This window comes from Paenibacillus methanolicus, from assembly GCF_008124765.1.
GTDB classification, from domain to species: Bacteria; Bacillota; Bacilli; order Paenibacillales; family Paenibacillaceae; genus Paenibacillus_Z; species Paenibacillus_Z methanolicus.
Window position 1 is genome coordinate 24,672 of the sequence record NZ_VNHS01000019.1, and the last position, 16,380, is coordinate 41,051.

Below are 16,380 nucleotides of genomic sequence, written 5' to 3' on the forward strand. Positions count from 1 at the left end.
AGCGAACTTGTAAGGAAAGAAGGTCTTCCCATTGAGCAGCACCACCTATATGATAGGCGTCGATATCGGCACGACCAGCACGAAGGCCGTCCTGTTCGAGGAGAACGGGGCGGTCGTCGCCAAGGCGAACGAGGGCTATCCGCTCCATACGCCGACCTCGTCGATCGCCGAGCAAAATCCGGACCAAATCTTCCAGGCAGTCCTAGCGACGATCAACGGCGTCATGAAGCAAAGCGGCATCGAGCCGGCCAGCGTCCTGTTCGTCTCGTTCAGTTCCGCGATGCACAGCGTCATCGCGGTCGACGCGGAGTGCAAGCCGCTGACGGCGTGCATCACGTGGGCGGACAACCGCAGCGCGGCGATGGCGGAGAAGCTGAAGCGGGAGCTGGACGGGCAGGCGATCTACGCGCGCACCGGCACGCCGATCCATCCGATGTCGCCGCTCGCGAAGCTGATGTGGCTGCGCCAGGACGAGGAGGAGACGTTCCGCAAGGCGAGCAAATTCATCTCGATCAAGGAATACGTCTTCGCCAAGCTGTTCGGCGAGTACGTCATCGACTATTCGATCGCTTCGGCGACGGGCATGATGAATCTCGAGTCGCTGAGCTGGGACGAGGAAGCGCTGGCGCTGGCCGGCGTTACGCCGGGGCAGCTGTCCAAGCTTGTTCCGACGACGTATGCGCTGCATGATCTGAAGCCGGCGTACGCGGCCGATATGGGGCTTGCGCCGTCGACGCCGTTCATCGTAGGCGCAAGCGACGGCGTGCTCTCGAACCTCGGCGTGAACGCGATCGAGCCGGGCGTCGTCGCGGCGACGATCGGCACGAGCGGCGCGATCCGCACGGTCGTGGACCGCCCCGTCACCGATCCGAAAGGCCGCATCTTCTGCTACGCCTTGACGGACAAGCACTGGGTGATCGGCGGGCCGGTCAACAACGGCGGCATGCTGTACCGGTGGGTGCGCGACGAGTTCGCCTCCGCCGAAGTCGAGACGGCAGAGCGGCTCGGCATGGACGCGTACGATCTGCTCAATCAGATCGCGGAGCGGGTTCGTCCCGGCGCGGACGGGCTGCTGTTCCATCCGTATTTGACGGGCGAACGGGCGCCGCTGTGGAATCCGGACGCGCGCGGCTCGTTCTTCGGGCTGACGATGCATCACAAGAAGGAGCATCTCATCCGCTCGGTGCTGGAAGGCGTCATTTTCAACTTATACACGGTGCTGCTCGCCATGGAGGAACAGATCGGACGTCCGACCAAAATCCAGGCGACGGGCGGTTTCGCGCGCTCGCCGCTGTGGCGCCAGATGATGGCCGACATTTTCGACCAGGAGGTCGTCGTGCCGGAGAGCTTCGAGAGCTCCTGCCTGGGCGCCGTCGTGCTCGGCCTGTACGGCCTCGGCCGGATCGATTCGCTGAACGTCGTCAAGGCGATGGTCGGCGCGACGCATTCGCACAAGCCGATCGCGGAGAACGCGAAGGTGTACCACGAGCTGCTGCCGATCTACATCCGGATCTCGCGCAAGCTCGAAGAGGAGTATACGGCGATCGCGAAGTTCCAGCAGCGGTTGTTCGAATCGTAAGGCGAACACGGAGGGGGTTGTTCCCGGAGAACGTCGAAAGACGCCGGGGGCAGCCCCTTCGTTGCGTTCTCCGCCCAACCGCGGGAAGCAGGAAGCAGGCCGGATCAAGTACCCATTCGCGTCCTGCGCGAGACAACAGCATCCTTCCCGGCGCTTGACTCGTCTACATGTAAAAGGCGAAAGAGAAGGGTGGTTTGCATGGAGATAGTCGGAATCGCCTTGCTTCTCGGAGGCGCCTTGGTCGTCGGCGTCCAGTCCGTTCGCAGAGGCTTGCGGGAGAAGAAGAAGGCGGAACTTGCGAAAGGCATCGGGCTGCTCGCCGCCGGCATCGCGTTCGTCTCCGCCATCCTGCTGTTTCTCTGGATGGTCATCCACGCGCCGGGCGGGGATTTTTAACCTGGCGGACGGCAAAAAGCTGCTTCATTCCCTCAGGGCGGGATGAAGCAGCTTTTTTGGCGCATTCGCTATTGAAGGCTCGCGGAATCCAGCGGCAGACTGACCTCGATCGTCGTGCCGCGGCGCTCTTCGCTGAAGACGCGAACAGTGCCGTTGTGATTCTCGATGATTTTGCGGCTGACCATGAAGCCGAGGCCGGTGCCTTTCTCCTTGGTCGTGTAGAAGGGCTGGCCGAGTCGGGCGAGCACGTGCTCCGGGATGCCGCCGCCTTGATCGACGAAGCGGATGAACAACATGCCATCGCCCCGTGCCAGTTGAATGAGCAGCTCCCCGCCGCCCGGCATCGCTTCGATCGCGTTCTTGATGAAATTAATGCACACCTGCTTGATCTGGTTCTCCTCGCATTCGAGACACAGGTTCTCGTCTTCGAAATCGGTCAGGATGCGCACGTTGTTCAAATTCGCTTGCGCGTCCAGCAGCGTAATGACGTCCCGGATCAGCGCCGGGATATTGCGCGACTGAAAGTGGACCGCCTGCGGCTTGGCCAGCATGAGCAGCTCGCTGAGGATCGTCTCGATGCGCTGAATTTCGGATGCCATGATGTCGAAGTACAGCTGCTTGCTCGCGCCTCCGGTCTGAAGCAAATGGAGGAAGCCTTTCACGGCCGTGACCGGGTTGCGGATCTCGTGCGCGATGCCGGCCGCCAATTCCCCGGCGATCGAGAGCTTCTCCGTCCGGATGAGCAGCTCCTGCGCCTGCATGCGCTCGGTGATGTCGCGCACGATAACAGCCCGGCCGTTCGGGTTATCGTCCTCGTCGAGCAGGGGGAACGAGGAAATCATGACGTTGACCGGCGTGCCGTCCTTCCGATAGCGAAGCGACTCATAGCCCTCCACGTTGCGCCCGGTCATATTGACATGCTTGTTGCGCGGGACTTCGTAGCGGCGATCCAGCGGAATGGTCGGCAGCACGGCCGCCTTCAAGCCCATCACCTCTTCGTTGGTCCAACCGAATAAGCGTTCGAACGCTTCATTGACCCGTATGACCTTCTCGTCCTGGTTCAAGATGATAATGGGATCGAGATTGCGGGTAATGAACGATTCAAGCTGCGATTTCGTGGCGCGCAGCCGCTCTTCCGTCTTCCGGCGCATGTCCGATTCCCGGTTGGCATGCCCCCTTTCCTCCTGGAATGGGACCGAGATGGGGAAGAGCGGGCCGTCCTTCGCGTATAACGGCGATGTTACCAGCGCCTGGTCGGTCAGCCAATACGCATGATGGCGCAGCAGCTTGTGCTGCATGGCGGCGGACGTCTGCGCTCCATCATAGCAGCAGACGGACGAGAATCCTTGCGTCGTGACGCTGTAGTCCGCCAGCTGCTCCACCATTTCGAGCTCATCTTGCACCTTCGCGTTCTCCGGCCACTCGGCGTGCGCCCATAACCGGAAGGCAATGCCTTGCGCGCTGAGCGGGACGAGCAGGTCCTTGTACTGCTCGAGCACCATGCCGCAGCAGAACGGCTCCTGCACTCGATAGAATTCCAGGCTGTTCACGTAACGGACGCAGCCGAGCTGCTCGTCGGACATGCTGCCGCGCAGCGCGCGGAAAATCCGGTCATAGCGATCCTGTCTGTCGATGACTATCACTTGATGGCCTTGTTCGATGCCGGATGCAATGAAGGAGACGGCCTGCCGGGTATACGCGTCCCGATTCTCGTACACATAGAGAACATGACCGCTGCCGGCTGTTTCAAACAGCTGATTTAATTGCGTAAACTGATCGCTCATGCAACACCTCATTAAGGTCGTGTCGAGGCGGAGCGCTTGGCCCGATTCCGGTCGTTCCGGCGGGGTTCAAGCGCGTATGCGCCTCTAAGGCAGCGCATGACGGCTGCTGGTCATATGTAAGTCATGAGCTCTTTCCTATATAGGGAAAATTGTAGCATTAAACTTTCGCCTTGCACATGGAAAAAGGTGCCGAATTATGCCGGGAGAATAGTCGCCTTTTTCGCGAAACGCATTGCAATCTATCAAATTTCGTTGCACCGGCCTATCGTTATCGTACGCGCCTAACCTTATCGTTAGTCCTAACCATTCGGAAGGAGCGTTATTCCATGAATAAAGAGCGCACGCTCGTCGTCAGCGACATTCACGGCTGCGACGAAGAATTACGGTTATTGCTGGAGGCGATGTCGTTTCGGCCCGAGCGCGATCAGCTTATTTTGCTCGGCGATTACGTCGACCGGGGACCCCGCAGCAAGGAGACCGTCGCGTACGTGTGCCAGTTGGTCCGGCAGGGAGGGGCGCTGGCGCTTCAAGGCAACCATGATAACCGATTCGTGAACGTCGTCGCCGGGCTGGCCACGGCGGAGGAGAAGATGAAATTCTGGGAAAAAGGCGGCGCGGAAACGCTGAGCAGCTACTATGGGCGGATTGTCGCCGCCTCCGAAGACGAGGAGGAGACGTGCTGCCGCTATATTCGGGAACATTACGCCGAGGATCTTCAATTCCTGAAGGACTTGCCGATGTACTACGAGGACGAAAGCTTCATCTACGTGCATGCCGGCCTCAACCCGGCGTACGCCAACTGGAAGCTGCAGCCCGCCAGAGACTTTCTCTATATTCGCGATCCGTTCTACGAGGGGGCCGCAACCCGCGGGAAGACGGTCATCTTCGGCCATACCAAGACCGTGGAACTGCACGGTTCGCCGGAGGCGTGGTTCGGACCGGGAAAGATCGGCATTGACGGCGGATGCGCGTTCGGCTATCAGCTGAACGGCATCGAAATTGCCCGCGGCCGGGTCAGCCGAGTATGGAGTCAGCCTAGGCTCGAGGGGCAGTAACGGCGCGTCCCGGGAAAATAGTGCCAAAACCGCTCGAACGGCGCGCGGGATTTTGCTATAATCATAGCATCCAACTCTATTCCTAATAGCGAGGTCCTGAATGAAATCGATAGTTTCAATTCTGATCGTAGTGGTGCTGCTGCTCGGCGCGGCGTTCGGCGCTCAGGCCAAGAGCGAGGCGAAGCAGTACTATCAAGTGTCTGCGGATTCTTTGAACGTGCGCAACGACCCGAGCGAGAAGGGGGAGGTTATCGCTTCTCTCCGCAAAGGCGACGTCGTCGAGGTGTCGGACGAGGCGCACGGCTGGCTCCAGGTCGCGCTGAACAAGACGAGCGGCTGGGTAGCGGGCTATTATCTGGTGAAGACAGGCAGCGGCGGCGGAAAGACGACGGTCTCGTCCGGGTCAAGCGGCGCGAAGTCGAGCGCGCAGACGGTGCAGGCCGATTCGCTGCGTATGCGCAAAGGTCCGGGTACCGGTTATTCGGTCGTAGGCGGGCTGTACAAAGGCGAGGCCGTCACGGTCATAGACCGGGATGGCGACTGGGTGAAGGTGAAGACGCCGGACGGCCAGCAGGGCTGGGTCGCGTCGCAGTACATAGGCGAGGGCGGCGGAAGCAGCTCGGGTTCGGGCGACAGCTCATCATCCGGCAGGTTGAACGGCAAACTGATCGTGCTCGATCCGGGGCACGGCGGCGACGATCCGGGCATGATCGGCAAGGAGTCGGAGGCGCAGGAGAAGGATCTGAACCTGGAGACGGCGTTCATCCTGGCCGACTATCTGCGGGATCTCGGCGCGCGCGTCATCCTGACCCGCTCGGAGGACGTCAAGCCGTCGCTGCCGGAGCGGGTGAAGATCAGCGAGAACAACGGCGCGGACGCGTTCATCAGCATCCACTACAACTCGTCGACGAAGAATACGTCCGGCACGCTCACGTTCTATAACAAGGGCAAGGACAAGGCGCTGGCCCGGGCGATCGAGAGCGAGCTGGCCGAAGGCGCGGGCGGACTGCGGAGCAACGGCATCTCCTTCGGAGACTATCACGTGCTTCGCGAGAATTCCCAAGTGTCGGCGCTCGTGGAGCTTGGCTTCCTCTCCAATGAGAAGGACGAGCGGATTGTGCGAACGAAAGACTACAAGCGTAAGGCGGCCAAAGCAATCGCCGACGGGCTGGTCGACTATTTCAATTAAGCAAGGCAGCACGAAGAGAGGGGGCATAGCCCCCTCTCTTCGTGCTTTGGCGCGTTTGTCGGCCGGCGAAAGGCGGATAGGTTGCAAGTCGTCGCGCAGTTTCACGCTGCGCGATGCGCGCTTTCCGCATGAACGAACGGTGCCGACTGTTTCGTGATCGCGTATTTCCCCGCGGTCGGCAACTTGCCGGGCGCGAGGGAGGAAGACGCTTAACGGTAGCCGTTGCGCGTATACGCCGTACTGAAATTGCCGAGGTTGCCGAAGTACGCGGACACGAGCTTCGCCGGATCGGTCGCCATCTCGCCGCGCGCAATGCTGTCGTTGCCGTCGTCCCAGCCCCAGGCCGAGTTCGCGGAATTGTCCTTGCCGTTGTCGCCGAGGAACGTGCCCCGGCTGGCGAAGGTGACCGCATCGTTGCGCCGCGACCAGAGGCCGCCGGATGCGAACGCGTCGACGAGCTGGTACTGGACCGAGCTGTCGCTGCCGCCCGATGGAACTTCGGCCGTCGCCGCGCTCGGATAATAGATAATGCCGTCGCCGCCCGGGAAGCTGCCGCCGTTCCACGCTTTGAGTCCGTGGCCTTTGGCTTCCTGGAAGCTCGTCGGTCTCGAGTAGCCGCCGTAGTTGGCCATGACGATCGAGCCGTCGATCGTCTCTTGTCCGGCGGTATAGGCGCTGCCCGGAGGCGTAAACGAGTAGAAGTCCGAGTGAGCTACGGTGACCATCGCTTCCAGCTTGCCGTAATCGGTGCCATCCTTGCGGACGGTAAGGAGGAGGCCTTCCATGTCGTTCTCGTGCGTATCGAGGCCGAAGTCCGGATAGTCGACCCAATCGCGCGGATGATAGAAGCTGTACGTCAGGAACCAGTGCGTGGACGTCTCTACGACGGAATAGTAGACGGTCGCTTTCAGCGAGCTCGCGTTATCGTCTTGGCGCTCCCAATTGTTCAGCGTGTCCCAGTCTCCGTCGTAGTTGACGGCCGCGAGATAGTCCGCGTCGTAATCCGTGCTGTCCGTGTCCTGGTAGTGGACCGGAGCCCATCGCAGCGCGAGCTGCGCATCCGTCGCCGCGGCCTGCGCCGTCTTGGCGCCCGGCGCCGCCGGCGCGGCGGATAGCGCGAACGCGCCGAATATCGCGGCGGCCGCGATCGCCGTCGTTTTGCGGGTCAAGCTCTTCTTCATTATCGATACCACCTCTCCATTGTACGTCGCTTACGGGTATTTCCTAGTTGTCCGCCCCGAATATAGCATGCTGCCGGAGGAGCGGCCAGTTAGGTTTTGTAAAATGAACGCGGAGAGGGCGCTCGAGAATTAACGGGAAACGGGCCGCACGTAGACGCGGCCATCGTGCGTCTCGGCGATGACCGGCGCTTCGAAGAAGCGGGTCAGCGTCTCCGCGCGCAGCAGCTCGGCGGTGTCGCCGGCGTCGGCGACTTCGCCCCGCCGAAGGAGCAGCGTGCGGCCGAAGACGGGCAGAATTTCCTCCGAATGGTGCGTTACGTAGATGAGCGTCGGCGTATCCGGCCGGCGGGTCAGCTCCTCGATGCTGCCGAGCAGCCGTTCGCGGGAGAACAGATCCAGTCCGTTGGTCGGCTCGTCCAGAATGAGGATGCGGGGATCGGCCATGAGCGCCCGCGCGATCAGCAGTTTCTGCTTCTCGCCTTGGGAACAGGAGCGATATTCGCGGTCCCACAGATGGAGGCAGCCGAGCGTGCGCATGAGCGATTCCGCCCGGTTCACATCCTCCTCCAGCAGCTTCTCGTACAAGCCGATCGTGGCGTATTTGCCGCTAATGACGACGTGCTGGGTTCGGTCGCTGGCGTAGAGCTTCTCCTGCAGCGACGAGCTGACCCAGCCGATCGAGCGGCGCAGCTCGCGCAGGTCGACCTCGCCGAAGCGGCGGCCGAGCACGGAGACCGAGCCCGAAGTCGGCCAGATGTAGCCGGTGACGATATTGAGCAGCGTCGTCTTGCCCGAGCCGTTCAGGCCGAGCAGCGCCCAGTGTTCGCCTTGGCGCACCGTCCAATCGATCTCGCGCAGCAGCTCGTTTGCGCCCGTACGCCAACTGACGTTCCGATTTTCAATGACCGGTTGCATGAAAGAAAACCTCCGTTTCTTATCGCCGCCCTAGGAGCAGGGGCGCTTCGGCATTCGCGCTGGATAACGCTCCCGATTCCCAAACGGCGTCGTTTCGTGGTATACTACAGGGCGTCCAAATTCGAGAGGTTCGAGATCCTCCCTCTATAAAAAACTAAGGAGCCTAACAACATGAGCGGAAGAAGCAAAGAAGAACTGCAAGCAGGCGGCATCACCCAATTGGGCAACCAAGGCACGAAATACGCGTTCGAGTACGACCCGTCCATTCTCGAGTCGTTCGACAACAAGCACCCGAACCGCGACTATTTCGTCAAGTTCAACTGTCCCGAATTCACGAGTCTCTGTCCGATCACGGGCCAGCCGGACTTCGCGACGATCTATATCTCGTACATCCCGGACATCAAAATGGTCGAGAGCAAATCGCTCAAGCTGTATCTGTTCAGCTTCCGCAACCACGGCGATTTCCACGAGGATTGCATGAACATTATCATGAACGACCTGATCGCGCTCATGGAGCCGCGTTACATTGAAGTGTGGGGCAAATTCACCCCGCGCGGCGGCATCTCCATCGACCCGTACACGAACTGGGGGCGTCCCGGCACGAAATACGAGCAGATGGCGGAGTATCGCCTGATGAATCACGATTTGTATCCGGAGAAAGTGGACAACCGGTAAGAACGGCGAATCGTCCGCGGCGCGCCGGCGCTGGTTGACCGTTCAAAATAAGCTCCTGCCCGCATGGGCAGGAGCTTATTTTATTGGCGGGCAAGGAGATTTTGTCCCCGCATAGTCGGATCCTTCTACGGCTCGATCGAGATCGTCCGCACCTCGACGTCCCGGCCCAGCGTGACGATGCGCGCCGACGCTTGGAGCGAAGGGCGCCGCGGCGACGTGACGGCCGTCCCGAGCATATGCATGCGGGTGCCGCCGATCTCGAGCTGACCGGGAATGTGCAGATGGCCCGTGAACACGTCGCTTACCCGGCCGGCCAGCGAAGCGTCGAACAGCCAGGGCGTCCGGCTTTGCACGTATTTGTTCAGGTCGCGGACGTCGTCCACGGCCATAATGTGGGCGCGAATTTGGGGCAGATCCAGCGGCACGTGCGTGAAGACGAGATTGCGGCCGTGCCGGCCGATATTCGCTTCGATCCAGTCCTTCGTGCCGTCGGGCACGCCGCTCAAGGCGCTGTCGAGCAGCAGCAGGCCGCAATCGCCGGTATCGACGTACCGGTTGTGCAGCTCGATGCCGCGCGCGAGCCAGCCTTTGCGGGCGGTATCGCAGCCTTCCATCGCGGAGATTTTGCGGATGTTGTTGTCCGCCCGGTGGAACAGCTGGTAGTCGTGATTGCCGGGCACCGACATCCACGGGCAGGGCAGTTCGTTCAGGAGCTCGATCGCAAAATCGCGGTTGGCTTCGCTGTACCAGTCCACCATGTCGCCGAGGCAGATGACCAGGTCCGGCGCTTCATCCTGGATCAGCGCGCGGAGTTTCACGAAAGTCGGCCACGCTTCCGCGAAAAACCCGCGGCTGACGCGCACCTCGTGAAGCGGCTCGCGGGACGAAATGGCATGCATATCGGAGAAAACGGCGATTTTCAAAGATGGAGCCCTCCCTTGCGTGACTTCATATTTTCTTATTATAAGTGAAGCAGTTAAATAGTGGAACCGCAAAAGAAGCGGCAAGGGACGGCGGTGTTCTGCCGAGGTAGCGCGCTGAACCGGCAGAGCCATCACATATTAAGGGCGAACGCACATATACTGATAGTCCAAAATCATTGATCGATGCGGCTTGTTGACGATAAACCCGATCTCCTCGTATACGGTAACGCATTGCCGGCTTAGAAGAGCGAAGGGAGAGATCATCATGCTGGTATTGGAAGAGATGGAGCGCTTGTCGCTGGAGCAGGTCGTATTCTGCCAGGATCGCGCGAGCGGGCTTCGCGCCGTCATCGCCGTCCACAGCACGCGGCTCGGACCCGCCTTGGGCGGCTGCCGGATGAGGCCGTACGCGACCGAGCAGGAAGCGGTGCTCGACGCGATGCGGCTCGCCCGGGGCATGACGTACAAGTCGGCCGTCTTCGGGCTCGACTACGGCGGCGGCAAGGCGGTCATCATCGGCGACCCGGCCAAGGATAAGAGCGCGGAGCTGTTCCGGACGCTGGGACGCTATATCGGATATTTGAACGGCAGATACATTACCGGCGTCGATCTGGGCACGTCCGTCGCCGATATGAAGGAGATCGCCAAGGAAACGATCTATGTCACCGACACGCCCGGTTCGGTCATGGCGACGAACGATTTCACCGCGGAGATGACCGCCTACGGCGTCTACGTCGGGATGAAAGCGAGCGCGAACGCGGCGTTCGGCACGAACGTGCTATCGGGCAAAACTGTGGCGGTTCAGGGATTGGGCAAAGTCGGGCTTAGGCTGTGCCGTTATCTGTACGAAGCGGGGGCGAAGTTGATCGTCGCCGATCCCGACGCGTCGCGGGTCTCGCTCGCCGCAACCGCTTACGGCGCCGTCGCGGAGGACCCGGAGCGGATCGCCTTCGCGCGGTGCGATATATTCGCGCCGTGCGCGCTGGGCGGCATCCTGAACGAGACGTCAATCCCGCGGCTGGCCTGCCGGATCGTCGCGGGGGCGGCCAACAACCAGCTCGGCGAAGAATGGCACGGCGAGCTGCTGCAGGAGCGGAATATTCTGTACGCGCCGGACTTCGTCGTCAACGCGGGCGGCTTGCTGATTACGGCGCGGGAGATACAGGGCGGGTCCGAGGCGGACATGAGGCGCGGCGTCGAGGCGATCGACCGCGTGCTGCGGACGGTGTACCGCTTCGCGCGCCAGACGGGCATCGCGACGAGCGATGCGGCCGGGTATTTGGCGGAGCGGAACTTGGCGCGGGCTTGAGGCGGGCGCGGCGGTAGCTTCGGTCATGTAGGGCTGGGGACGGGTGTATAGATGGATGGCGAGTAAAGGTTCATGTCGTTAACGTCTTCCGTTAACGGCATGAACCTTTTTTGCCGATTAACGGGCGGTTGTTATTGTTTCATGTCCTTAACTGAGGTACGATTTACCATGTTGGTAAGAGATTGCTAGATTTCACGGCATGAGGAGCGTGAGAACGTGAACGTAAAGCTAGTGATTGAATCGTTGATCGTCGGGACGGTGCTGTACGTGCTGGGCGGCATGGCGATCGGCATGGTCATGACGGTCTGGTTCGTGCCGGACATTCTCGAAGCTTACGAATCGCCCGACATTCAGTCATCGCAAGTGTCGTTCGGCGGCCCGATCAACCCGTGGTTGGAAGGGCTGAAAGCTCTGCTCGTCTGCGCCGCTTACTTCGGGATTCGATATGGCATCGCAAGCCGGCGGCGGGCCAAACGGCGGTGAATCGCGCGACGCGCCGATGATGGTGGAGGGGCGTGAGCTAGCGCGGGACAAGCCGTAATAGAGAACCTACACATCGAGGTGGAACATGGGCCATATTGGGGATCGTCTGATCGAAGAAGGCAGAAGGAAACGAACGGCGCTCGTGGTCGGGCTGGACCCGGATCTGCGCTATATACCGGACGCGATCCGGCAGGGCGCCGACCCGGAGACGGGCGAAGGCGCGGCGGAGGCGATCTATGCTTTCAATCGGATCGTCATCGATGCGGTGGCGGACCACGTCGTCGCCGTCAAGCCGCAGCTGGCGTATTACGAAATTTATGGCGCGAGCGGGATCGGGGCGCTCGAGCGGACGATCCGTTACGCGCGGAGCAAAGGGCTGCTCGTGTTGAATGACGCGAAGCGCGGCGATATCGGACCGACCTCGGCCGCTTATGCCCGCGCGTTCTTGGGCGACGGCCCAATCGCGGGCGATATGGTGACGGTCAATCCGTTCCTCGGCAGCGACGGCTATATGCCGTTCATCGAAGCGGCCGAGACGGCGGGCAAAGTCGTCTTCGTCTTGCTGAAGACGTCGAATCCGTCGTCGGGGGAGCTGCAGGACGTGAAGCTGGACGGCGGGGGCGCGTTGTACATGAAGCTGGCCGAGGAGCTGGAGCGACTGGCGGCTCGTTCGCTAGGGACCCATGGCTATTCCTGCGTCGGCGCCGTCGTAGGCGGCACGTATCCGGAGGAGGCGCGCGCGATCCGCGCGGCTTTGAAGAGCGCGATCTTCCTCGTGCCCGGATACGGCGCGCAGGGCGGGTCGGCGGAGGCGCTGCGGCCGTTCTTCGACGTGCGCGGCGAAGGGGCCGTCGTATCATCGTCCAGAGCCATTCTCTATGCCTATCGAAGCCTTGGCGATCATTGGTCTTCGTTGTCCGAAGCGGAGATCGGCCGGGCGATTGGCGAGGAAGCGGCGGGGGCCAAAGAAGCGATTAACGCGGTACGGGGGCTCTGATCCAAGTACGGCAGCATTGGAAGCGGGACAAGACCAGCACCTAGAGGAGATGACGACGATGGCGGTCGAACTGCATGAACTTACGAAAGCGCATGAAGCGAGGCTGAGGATGTTCGAGCTGCCGCCCGAGCAAGCGAAATTTACCGCCATGCCCGTCGAACTGCTGGAGTCGGCGCCAGGCCGGTATCCCATTGTCATTACGGCCGGCGAAGAGCCGGTCGGCTTCTTCCTGCTCCACGATAGCGAGCGGGTGAAGGACTGCACCGAAAATCCCCGTGCGATGCTGCTCACGGCGTTCTCCGTCGACAACGCGAAGCAGGGCAAAGGTTATGCCAAGCAAGGCATGGCGCTGATCCCCGCGTTCGCGAAGGAACGCTTTCCGGATTGCGACGAAATCGTGCTTGCGGTGAATCGCCGCAACATCCCCGCTCAGAAGCTGTACGAGCGGGTCGGATTCGCCGACACGGGACGCAGACGGATCGGCCCTCAAGGGGAGCAGTTCGTATACGGCTGGGCGCTGGCCGGGCGGGAGTAGAAGTGGCGGAAGGCAATAGCCGCGGCGAAGGCGAGGGACGCTGTCTGAGTGCCGCGTTCCGCTGTGTCTCGTTGTCGCTTATGAAGCTATAGAAGAAGGCTGCCGGCGACGGCAGCCTTCTTCGTCATTGGATAGCGTCAGCGGGCGAATGGGAGGCTTAAGCTTCGAACATGCTGCTCACCCTGCCCGTGAGGCGGTCGACCTCCAGCCAATCGATGGTGGCGGTATGGCTTTCTTCGGCGTCCTCGACGAGTTCGTATAGATGCACGAGCACGGCGGCTTCGTCCGAGGAATCGACCACCTGTATATATCGGGAGCCGGTTGCTTCGGGCTCGTCGCGCAGCTGCTCCGTTCGAGTGACGCTGCGCTCCCCGACCGCGATGTAGAACGCTTCCTGCTCCGACAGCGGCGCTTTATCGGGCGTCCCGCGGATCGTCCGGTCCGCCAGCACTTCGCGATATCGGTCTGCAAATCGCTTATGGGTAATCTCGTAAATCATCGCCTCGCTCGCGTCCCGCATGCGCAGCGTCTCCTGCGCCTTCTCCCATGTAATCGGCGTGAATTGTCCCGCGGCGGGACGATAGCGGACAAGCGAAGGCGGATTCGCGGTTCCGCCGCTTTCTCCATCGCGCGCTTCTAGCAGCAGCCACCGTTCCTCCGGACCGAGCGGATAGGTATGGATGACCAGCTGCCCTTGACGCATCGTACCCGACAGCTGAATGCTATCGTAGAGCGCGCGGAGGAAAGGGGACTCGTCGCTTGGGGCGCTGCGCAAATAATAGATGCCTCTCAGATCCGCTCCCGGCTCGCCGAAGGCGTTCGCCGGGTAGTCGATCGTCAGCGAATCGTCGCCGAGCGCGAGGGAGAGTTCGCGGTAGGCGTCGTCATGGAAGGCAATAGTCTGGCCATCAACCGAAAATTCCGCATCCAACCCGCCGGCTTCATGGCCGGATAGGCGAACGGCCGCATGCAGCCGATACCGATTGTCGCCGAGCTGCTCAAGCGTCGCGATGGCCTCCCGCCGCGAGGAAGCGCCCGCTTGCGCGTAGGTGCCGCTTTGTATGTAGAGTGGAATGGGTTCCAGTTGGCCCGATGCCGTCGTTGGCGGCGCGTAAGCCGAAGCGATCGGGCCGCCTGCGTTGGCCGCGGCGATCGCGGCTTGCGCGGAGCCGGGTCCGGCGCCGATGAACGCGGATAACCGGGGAGAGACGCCCGAGCCGGGAGGGGCGGCGGCGCGGCCGGGGTCAAGGCTCGCCTTGTACCCCGCCAGAATAAGCAGCGGAATAAGGAGCAGAAACGCGACATTTACCCATGATTCCTGATTTTTCATAGCGGCTTCTCCCTGGATGAGCGGCGGCTATCCGCATCTTCGCTCACGTATATAATTTGGCGGCTGCCGCGATCGGCGGCCTATACTACAATCTATGCCGGAGAAGGGCCGAACATTATCGGATTCATAGATTTCTTCGGGCTAACGCGAACCCGAGGAACGATTGCTGGACTTAGGCGGGGAGGACGGCGGCCGGAGTTGTGACCATGTCCGCTCAGGACGTCGCCCATGCATGTCGAATCGCGGCCCGACCGGGAGCGCAGCTAATCGTCGGATGTCTGCCAAGGGACTTGAAACAGCCCCCGCGGCGGTTAAAAAACGTTAAAACTGCTATACTGGTAGATAATAGAATGTGCCGGGAGGGATGAAGGATGAGAACGATCAGAGTAGGAAAGGCGGCGCTGCTGGCGGTATTGGCAGGCAGCTTGGCGGCCTGCGACGGGAGCGGGAACGAACGCGGCGGCGAAACGGCGCAGACGGGCGCGCCGGCGCAAGAGACGGCGGTTAACGTCGAGAACGGCTCGGATACCGCAGCCTACGAGGTGCTGGCGGAGAATCTGAATACGCCATGGGCGATCGCGATGGCGCAAGACGCGGTCTATATTAGCGAACGGGGCGGCGCGGTCGTCAAAGTCCAGGCGGGCAACCAGTCCAGACAGCACGTCAAGCTCGGCAAGCCGGTGAAGGAGGAGGGCGAGGGCGGCTTGCTCGGGTTTGCGCTGGCGCCGGATTTCGAGACGTCGAGACAGGCATTCGCCTACCATACGTACGAGGAGGGCCGGGAGCGGTTGAATCGGATCGTGCTGCTGCGCGAAGATGACGACGGCAAGGGATGGTCCGAACAGCGCGAGCTGCTCGGCGGCATTCCGGGAGCGGCGAACCATAACGGCGGACGGCTTGCCTTCGGGCCGGACGGATACCTGTACGCTACGACCGGCGACGCGCAGGACGAGGCGTCCGCGCAGGAACGCGCCAGTCTGGCCGGCAAAATCCTGCGAATCAAGCGCGACGGCTCCGTCCCGGCGGACAATCCGTTCCCCGGCTCGCCGGTCTATTCATACGGACATCGCAATCCGCAAGGGATCGCGTGGGATCAGGGCGGCGTGCTGTACAGCTCGGAGCACGGTCCTTCCGGCTCGCCGGGCGGCCATGACGAGCTCAACCGCATCACGGCCGGCGGCAACTACGGCTGGCCGGACATCATCGGGGACGAGCAGAAGGAAGGGATGATCGCGCCGCTCTACCATACCGGCGAGGACACGCTGGCGCCGTCGGGCATGGCGGCGGATGCAAGCGGCCAGCTGCTCGTGACCGGACTGCGGGGACAATCGCTTGTCCGCTTCGCTTCCGATGGCATGAGGAAGGAGACGCTTGTTCGATCCGAGGGACGATTGCGGGATGCCGCGGTGAAGGACGGGGTGGTCTACGTCATCACGAACAATACCGACGGCCGCGGCGAGCCGGGCAATAACGATGATCGGCTGCTGCGGTTGAAATAACGGCTAGAGCATGACGTACATCATGATGTCGTCGACGTACTGCCCGTCCACGCAGAATTCGTCGATCAATCGGCCCTGCTCGATGAAGCCGCAGCTCTTGTAGAACGCGATCGCCTTCGGGTTGGTGGCCATGACGCGCAGCGACAACTTACGCATGCCCTGGGCGGCGCAGTGCGTCTTCGCCGCTTCAATAAGCGCTTGGCCGATGCCCATCCGGTGATAATCGGGGTGGACGGCGATGTCGAGCTGCGCGACGTGCGCGTTGCTCGGCAGCGGCGTCGGGGCGCGGAAGCCGACGTAACCGCAGACGACTTCCTCGATGACGGCGACCAGGTGGCTGCCCGGCGGGTTCTGCGCGGCGAACTCGGCCGCCGTCTTGCCGGCGAGCGGGAGCGGCGCGTTGGCCGGCGTCCAGACGCCGCTGTTGTCGATCGCGACGAGCTGGGCGGCGTCCGAGGCTTGGGATAACCGAACTTGAATCGTTGATTTCACGGGCGCAATCCTCCGAATACATAATTTACAGGCAGCGG

General features: G+C 61.7%; 16 protein-coding genes and 1 riboswitch. Of the genes, 10 read left to right on the forward strand and 6 right to left on the reverse strand.

Annotated elements, in window-relative coordinates; translation table 11 throughout:
- Positions 1 to 31: 31 nt before the first annotated feature.
- Positions 32 to 1,579, forward strand: a complete 1,548-nt coding sequence (gene gntK / locus BCM02_RS33200) for a gluconokinase (protein WP_187434551.1) — start codon at positions 32 to 34, stop codon at positions 1,577 to 1,579.
- Between the two features lie 198 nt (positions 1,580 to 1,777).
- Positions 1,778 to 1,975, forward strand: a complete 198-nt coding sequence (locus BCM02_RS33205; RefSeq protein WP_148933414.1) for a hypothetical protein — start codon at positions 1,778 to 1,780, stop codon at positions 1,973 to 1,975.
- 68 nt (positions 1,976 to 2,043) lie between these two features.
- Here the strand turns inward: BCM02_RS33205 and BCM02_RS33210 are convergent, their stop codons facing one another.
- The gene (locus tag BCM02_RS33210; RefSeq protein ID WP_187434552.1) at positions 2,044 to 3,759 is read right to left on the reverse strand and encodes an ATP-binding protein; all 1,716 of its coding nucleotides are present in this window, start codon (positions 3,757 to 3,759) and stop codon (positions 2,044 to 2,046) included.
- A 326-nt stretch (positions 3,760 to 4,085) separates the two neighbouring features.
- Here BCM02_RS33210 and BCM02_RS33215 point away from each other — a divergent pair, with 326 nt between their 5' ends.
- On the forward strand, positions 4,086 to 4,814 hold the full coding sequence (locus tag BCM02_RS33215) for a metallophosphoesterase family protein (RefSeq protein ID WP_148933416.1): 729 nt from the start codon (positions 4,086 to 4,088) through the stop codon (positions 4,812 to 4,814).
- A gap of 100 nt (positions 4,815 to 4,914) precedes the next feature.
- Positions 4,915 to 6,003 (forward strand): N-acetylmuramoyl-L-alanine amidase family protein, encoded by a 1,089-nt coding sequence (locus tag BCM02_RS33220; protein ID WP_148933417.1) that lies wholly within the window; start codon positions 4,915 to 4,917, stop codon positions 6,001 to 6,003.
- A 209-nt stretch (positions 6,004 to 6,212) separates the two neighbouring features.
- On the opposite strand, the gene BCM02_RS33225 is transcribed toward BCM02_RS33220, so the two are convergent.
- Positions 6,213 to 7,184, reverse strand: coding sequence for a hypothetical protein (locus BCM02_RS33225; protein WP_148933418.1), 972 nt, complete (start codon positions 7,182 to 7,184; stop codon positions 6,213 to 6,215).
- Positions 7,185 to 7,313: 129 nt separating this feature from the next.
- Positions 7,314 to 8,099, reverse strand: a complete 786-nt coding sequence (locus BCM02_RS33230; protein WP_148933419.1) for an ABC transporter ATP-binding protein — start codon at positions 8,097 to 8,099, stop codon at positions 7,314 to 7,316.
- 119 nt (positions 8,100 to 8,218) lie between these two features.
- Positions 8,219 to 8,263, forward strand: a riboswitch (PreQ1 riboswitch).
- A gap of 7 nt (positions 8,264 to 8,270) precedes the next feature.
- Between BCM02_RS33230 and queF the strand changes: the two genes are divergently transcribed.
- Positions 8,271 to 8,774, forward strand: a complete 504-nt coding sequence (queF, locus tag BCM02_RS33235) for a preQ(1) synthase (protein ID WP_148933420.1) — start codon at positions 8,271 to 8,273, stop codon at positions 8,772 to 8,774.
- A gap of 125 nt (positions 8,775 to 8,899) precedes the next feature.
- Here the strand turns inward: queF and BCM02_RS33240 are convergent, their stop codons facing one another.
- Positions 8,900 to 9,697 carry a metallophosphoesterase family protein gene (locus BCM02_RS33240; protein ID WP_187434553.1) on the reverse strand — a complete coding sequence of 266 codons (798 nt, stop codon included), beginning with the start codon at positions 9,695 to 9,697 and terminating at the stop codon, positions 8,900 to 8,902.
- Between the two features lie 265 nt (positions 9,698 to 9,962).
- Between BCM02_RS33240 and BCM02_RS33245 the strand changes: the two genes are divergently transcribed.
- The 4 genes from BCM02_RS33245 (at position 9,963) to BCM02_RS33260 (ending at position 13,021) form a co-directional block, all read left to right on the forward strand.
- Positions 9,963 to 11,006, forward strand: a complete 1,044-nt coding sequence (locus BCM02_RS33245) for a Leu/Phe/Val dehydrogenase (protein WP_148933422.1) — start codon at positions 9,963 to 9,965, stop codon at positions 11,004 to 11,006.
- Between the two features lie 216 nt (positions 11,007 to 11,222).
- Complete coding sequence (locus BCM02_RS33250) at positions 11,223 to 11,489, forward strand: hypothetical protein (protein WP_148933423.1); 267 nt, start codon at positions 11,223 to 11,225, stop codon at positions 11,487 to 11,489.
- 85 nt (positions 11,490 to 11,574) lie between these two features.
- Positions 11,575 to 12,486, forward strand: a complete 912-nt coding sequence (pyrF, locus tag BCM02_RS33255; protein ID WP_148933424.1) for an orotidine-5'-phosphate decarboxylase — start codon at positions 11,575 to 11,577, stop codon at positions 12,484 to 12,486.
- Between the two features lie 58 nt (positions 12,487 to 12,544).
- Entirely contained in the window at positions 12,545 to 13,021 is a 477-nt protein-coding gene (locus BCM02_RS33260; protein ID WP_246183670.1) for a GNAT family N-acetyltransferase, read from the forward strand.
- Positions 13,022 to 13,178: 157 nt separating this feature from the next.
- Here BCM02_RS33260 and BCM02_RS33265 read toward each other — a convergent pair whose 3' ends face one another.
- The gene (locus BCM02_RS33265; protein WP_148933425.1) at positions 13,179 to 14,351 is read right to left on the reverse strand and encodes a hypothetical protein; all 1,173 of its coding nucleotides are present in this window, start codon (positions 14,349 to 14,351) and stop codon (positions 13,179 to 13,181) included.
- 371 nt (positions 14,352 to 14,722) lie between these two features.
- Here BCM02_RS33265 and BCM02_RS33270 point away from each other — a divergent pair, with 371 nt between their 5' ends.
- Positions 14,723 to 15,850, forward strand: a complete 1,128-nt coding sequence (locus BCM02_RS33270) for a PQQ-dependent sugar dehydrogenase (protein ID WP_148933426.1) — start codon at positions 14,723 to 14,725, stop codon at positions 15,848 to 15,850.
- 3 nt (positions 15,851 to 15,853) lie between these two features.
- Here the strand turns inward: BCM02_RS33270 and BCM02_RS33275 are convergent, their stop codons facing one another.
- Positions 15,854 to 16,342 (reverse strand): GNAT family N-acetyltransferase, encoded by a 489-nt coding sequence (locus tag BCM02_RS33275; protein WP_342791378.1) that lies wholly within the window; start codon positions 16,340 to 16,342, stop codon positions 15,854 to 15,856.
- Between the last annotated feature and the right edge of the window lie 38 nt (positions 16,343 to 16,380).